The 4,220-nt window shown below is 60.9% G+C and carries 5 protein-coding genes; 1 reads left to right on the forward strand and 4 read right to left on the reverse strand.

What is annotated here, in order from left to right:
- Positions 1-106 precede the first annotated feature (106 nt).
- Genes WBB95_RS20740 through WBB95_RS20750 form a run of 3 tightly spaced genes read right to left on the reverse strand, consistent with a single transcriptional unit; the run spans position 107 to position 2,543 of the window.
- Positions 107-913, reverse strand: a complete 807-nt coding sequence (locus tag WBB95_RS20740) for a sulfite exporter TauE/SafE family protein (protein WP_424489284.1) — start codon at positions 911-913, stop codon at positions 107-109.
- Entirely contained in the window at positions 914-2,158 is a 1,245-nt protein-coding gene (locus WBB95_RS20745; protein ID WP_424489285.1) for an FAD-dependent oxidoreductase, read from the reverse strand.
- Positions 2,159-2,207: 49 nt separating this feature from the next.
- Positions 2,208-2,543 (reverse strand): ArsR/SmtB family transcription factor, encoded by a 336-nt coding sequence (locus tag WBB95_RS20750; RefSeq protein ID WP_017527038.1) that lies wholly within the window; start codon positions 2,541-2,543, stop codon positions 2,208-2,210.
- A gap of 94 nt (positions 2,544-2,637) precedes the next feature.
- Between WBB95_RS20750 and WBB95_RS20755 the strand changes: the two genes are divergently transcribed.
- Positions 2,638-3,501 (forward strand): MBL fold metallo-hydrolase, encoded by an 864-nt coding sequence (locus WBB95_RS20755; RefSeq protein ID WP_424489286.1) that lies wholly within the window; start codon positions 2,638-2,640, stop codon positions 3,499-3,501.
- Positions 3,502-3,581: 80 nt separating this feature from the next.
- Here the strand turns inward: WBB95_RS20755 and bkdR are convergent, their stop codons facing one another.
- On the reverse strand, positions 3,582-4,070 hold the full coding sequence (gene bkdR / locus WBB95_RS20760; protein ID WP_424489287.1) for a Bkd operon transcriptional regulator BkdR: 489 nt from the start codon (positions 4,068-4,070) through the stop codon (positions 3,582-3,584).
- Between the last annotated feature and the right edge of the window lie 150 nt (positions 4,071-4,220).

Genomic DNA, 4,220 nt, shown 5'->3' on the forward strand with positions numbered 1-4,220 from the left:
GCGGGCTTGCTCGCGAAGGCGGTGTGCCAGGCACCGGATTAGTCGCCTGACCCACCGCTTTCGCGAGCAAGCCCGCGCCCACATTTGAGCGGTATGCAAATGAAGATCAGAGGAAAGCCTTTAGCAACATGCCAGCAGCCACCACCACACATAGGCCGGCGAAACCCACTTGCAGGGTTCGCGCCTTGATCACCGCACACAAACGCCGCCCCGCCACCATCCCGACAATACTCGCGACGATAAATACCCAGCCCATGGGCTCAATACTCACACCCGCATGCATCGCGCCGACCACGCCGATCAGCGAGATCAGGCTGATCACCATCAAGGACGTGGCGACGATGCCGCGCATCTGCACATCGGTGAGTTGCTTGAACGCGGGCACGATCAGAAAACCGCCGCCGACGCCCAGCAACCCCGAGACCGCGCCCGTTACCGCGCCCAACGCCGCCAGCGTTGCGCTGCACTTGGCGGTCCAGGCCAGGCGCCCGGTCTGCTGGTCGAGCATGCAGTTTTTCTGGCCCCAGGACGCAGCGCCGTGATCACTCGGCCCGGCTTCGACTTTTTCGCGCTGCAACATGCGCCAGGCCACCAGCACCATCAGCGCGCTGAACAGGCCCATCAGCAGTTTTTCCGGCAACTGGTGGGCGACAAACACCCCCAGCGGCGAGAACAACGCACCGAGTAAGGCAATTAACAGCGCGGCGCGGTAACGCACCAGGCCATGGCGCAACCCGTCGATTGCCCCGACCGCCGCCGCCGCGCCCACCGCCAGCAATGACACCGGCGCCGCCTGGGTCATGCTCAAACCCAACCCCAGCACCAATGCCGGCACCCCAAGGATGCCGCCGCCCGCGCCGGTCAGGCCCATGACCAGGCCCATCAATAACCCCAACACACTGGCCAGCAGCATTTAATCCACCTTGCTCAGGCGGGTCAGCCACTCGCGGCCCTTGAGCATGCCGTTCCAGTAAAACCACGGCAGCAACGTGGCCTTGAGGAACCACATCGAGCGCCGCGCCCGGGTCGGGTCCAAGGGAAAGGTCGGCAGCAGTTTGCCGCCATAACCGAACTCGGCCAGCACCACCTTGCCCTTCTCCACCGTCAGCGGGCAGGAGCCGTAACCGTCGTACTTGAGCGGCAGCGGTGCGTGTTTGCGCAGCGCCAGCAGGTTTTCGGCGACCACCACGATTTGCTTGCGCACGGCAGCGGCAGTCTTGGCGTTAGTTGTGCCGCACACGTCGCCCAGGCCGAAGACGTGCGGGTAGCGCAGGTGTTGCAGGCTGTGAGGGTTCACTTCGCACCAGCCGCCGACATCGGCCAACGGGCTGTGGCGGATAAAGTCCGGGGACACTTGTGGCGGGACCACGTGCAGCAGGTCGAAGGGCTTTTCTTCAACGGACACATTACCCTCCGCGTCTTTCACCTCAAACCAGGCCTTTTGCGCCGGGCCGTCGACCTTGACCAGGTTGGAATTGAACGCCAGGCGCGCGTTGTATTTCTCGACATACTTCATCAACGGCGGCACAAAGGTCGCCACACCAAACAGCGCGGCGCCCGCGAGGTTGAACTCGACGTCGATGTTGTTGAGGTTGCCCTGTTTCAGCCAGTGATCGCAGGACAAATACAGGGCTTTTTGCGGCGCACCCGCGCATTTGATCGGCATGGCTGGCTGGGTGAAAATCGCCTTGCCGCCCTTGAGTTGCTGCACCAATTGCCAGGTATAAGCCGCGTGCTGATAGCTGTAATTGGAGGTGACGCCGTGCTGGCCAAGGGTTTCTTCCAGGCCTTCGATTTTCTCCCAGGCCAGGCGCAGGCCGGGGCAGACAATCAGGTTGTTCCAGGTGACGCGCTGGCCACTGTCGAGCACCAAAGTCTGCTCGTCAGGCAACACTTCGCTGACGGCGGCCTGCACCCACGCTACGCCGTTGGGCAGCACGTCGGCCATTGGGCGACGGGTCTTTTTGACGTCATAGGCACCGCCGCCGACCAGGGTCCAGGCAGGCTGGTAGCAATGGTATTCGCTCGGTTCGATCAGGGTGATGTTGAGGTTGGGGTCGCGCTTGAGCAGGCTGGCCAGCAGGCCGATGCCCGCCGAGCCGCCGCCGATGACTACGATATCGCCACTGATGGTTGGGCCACAGTGTTGGTCGTTCATGGTCAATCGCCTTTCTTATGGTGCACACAAGGGTCGCTGCCGTATGGCGTCACGCCCAGCTTTTGATGACCGCGCCGCAGTACAAGCCTGACAGCGTCTTCATCACTTGAATCACTTCATGGCTGGCCAGCCCGTAGAAAATGTATTTGCCTTCCCGACGGGTGGCGACCAACCCTTCGTCACGCAGGATGCCCAACTGTTGAGACAGCGTGGGCTGGCGAACGCCGGTCATGGTTTCGAGCTCGCCGACGTTGCGCTCGCCCTGGGTCAGTTGGCAGAGAATCAACAGACGGTCTTCATTGGCCAACGCCTTGAGCAACGCGCAGGCCTTGGACGCCGATGCGCGCAACTGGGCGACTTCGCCTTCACTCAGGGTAGATTCCATTTGCCTCGGGTCCTTTGCGTCACTTAAGCTCAAAACATTATGTGTAAACGTAAACTGATTGTAACCACTTTTTTCGTCACCAGGGACAGCCGCCATGCCAGCGTTGATTCAAGCCTTTCTGGACGAGGCATCGTCGACCTTCACCTACGTCATCCATGACACCGACGGCGGCCCCTGCGCCATCGTCGATTCGGTGCTCAACTACGACCCGGCGTCCGGGCGCACCGACACGGCCGGGGCCGATGCCGTCATCGCGTTTGTGCGCGAACACGGTTTACAGGTGCAGTGGCTGCTGGAAACCCACGCCCACGCGGATCACTTGTCCGCCGCGCCGTACTTGCGCCGCATACTGGGCGGCAAGATCGCCATCGGCCAATCAATCAGCAAGGTCCAGGGCGTGTTCAAGAACCTGTTCAACCTGGAGCCGGAGTTTTGCGTAGACGGTTCGCAGTTCGATCACTTGTTTGCGCCGGACGAGGTTTTCCACATCGGCAATTTGAAGGCCCAGGCCCTGCATGTGCCTGGGCATACGCCGGCGGACATGGCGTACCTGATCGACGATCGATTGATTCTGGTGGGCGATACCTTGTTCATGCCCGACGTGGGCACGGCCCGCTGCGATTTCCCCGGCGGCGATGCGCGGCAGTTGTATGCGTCGATGCGCAAGCTGCTGGCCTTCCCGGCTGAAACCCAGCTTTACGTGTGCCACGACTACCCGCCGCAGGGCCGTGAGGCCAAATGCCTGACCACCGTGGCGGAACAGCGCGCGGGGAATATTCATGTGCATGACGGGGTGGATGAGGCGACGTTTGTCGAGATGCGCACCACCCGCGATGCCGGGCTGGGGATGCCGACGCTGCTGCTGCCGGCGATCCAGGTGAATGTGCGGGCGGGGAACATGCCGCCGGCGGAGGAGAATGGGGTGGTTTACCTCAAGATCCCGCTCAACCAACTGTAAATTCCGGCTATTGGAGAGGTGAAGGCTTTGGTGGGCAGGCAAGCCCGTTCACCACAAAAACCAGGTTTCCTGGGAACCTTTCACTGCCCCAGGTTGATGCCGTTGGCCGGCAGTGGCAGTGCCGTTTTGTAGCGCACTTGCTTGAGCGCAAAGCTCGAACGGATATTCGCCACGCCCGGCACCTTGGTTAGAAAATCCATCATGAAGCGCTCCAGCGACTGGATCGTCGGCACCAGCACCCGGATCAGGTAATCCGGGTCGCCCGCCATCAGGTAGCACTCCATCACCTCCGGCCGGTCCGAGATCGCGCCTTCGAACTGCTGCAACGCCAGTTCATTCTGCTTTTCCAGGCTGACATGGATGAACACATTCACGTGCAGCCCCAACAGGTCGGCGTCGAGCAGCGTGACCTGGTCACGAATCAGGCCCAATTCCTCCATCGCCTTGACCCGGTTGAAACACGGCGTGGGCGACAGGTTGACCGAGCGGGCGAGGTCGGCGTTGGTGATGCGGGCGTTCTCCTGCAGGGCGTTGAGAATGCCGATATCGGTACGGTCCAGTTTGCGCATGAGACAAAATCACCTGTTTATTATGTTTATGCAGTTTTTTTATCCGCAAATGATCCCGAGCGCAACGAAACAGAGATAAATATTCTTCTACGCCACGCCTATGATTGTTGTAGGACAAGATTTCTTCTACCCGAAGACTGACTGTCAGCT

This window comes from Pseudomonas sp., from assembly GCF_049645325.1.
Classification (GTDB): domain Bacteria; phylum Pseudomonadota; class Gammaproteobacteria; order Pseudomonadales; family Pseudomonadaceae; genus Aquipseudomonas.